The organism is Micromonospora psammae (genome assembly GCF_036902725.1).
Classification (GTDB): Bacteria; Actinomycetota; Actinomycetes; order Mycobacteriales; family Micromonosporaceae; genus Micromonospora.
This window is the reverse complement of sequence record NZ_JBAKHM010000064.1, coordinates 1-680: the sequence shown is the minus strand read 5'-3', so window position 1 is coordinate 680 and position 680 is coordinate 1. Positions and strand designations below refer to the sequence as shown.

Below are 680 nucleotides of genomic sequence, written 5' to 3'. Positions count from 1 at the left end.
GCGAACCTGTCGAGCCGCTTCTTGATCCAGGAGATTTGGCGGTCCGCTGGCAGGTCGAGGATCGGCCGGATGGCGGCAGCGGCGGAGTCGAGGTTCCCGACTTGCAGGAAGGCGGTTCCTTGGTAGACGTGGGCCAGGGCCTCGTCGTCCAAGGATCTGCTCTCCGGGGGCTCCTTCTCCCAGAGTTCGATTGCCCGCCCCGCCTCTCGGGCAGCTCGTTCCGCGTCGACCCCACCCGCCAGCCAGATCAGGCTGCTCCCCGCGTAGTAGTGCTGCTTGGCGACAGAGAAGCCGAAGAGGCCATCAACGGAGTCCGTGCTGGCAAGCTCCTCCCGCTCCGTCTGCGCTAGGTCAAGCGTGCGGTTCGCGCCTGTGGAGTCGCCGAGATTGGCATGGCACTGAGCCACCCCGCAGAGCAGCCGTATCCGGCCGGTGCCCCTTGCCTTGTACCTCAGTCCGTCGTGCACGTAGTCCAGGGCGTGGGCGTAGTCGCCCTGGAAACGCGCGATCAGGCTTTGGGTGCCGCGTGTCCACGCGCGCAGCTCGTTGTCTCCAGCGTGTTCCGCACAGGTCCATGCAGCGTCTGCGTGGGTCATGGCTGCCTCGGCGCTGCCTAGGTCGAGGGCGGCGTATGCCAGGACGCCTTGCAGCCTGCCCAGCAGGAGGTAGAGATCTTTGAG

At 66.5% G+C, this 680-nt stretch carries 1 protein-coding gene; it reads right to left on the bottom strand.

Annotated elements, in window-relative coordinates; translation table 11 throughout:
- Positions 1-680: NsdA family TPR-like regulatory protein (locus tag V6U79_RS29695; RefSeq protein ID WP_442933839.1), on the bottom strand; the 680-nt coding region annotated here is incomplete at both ends.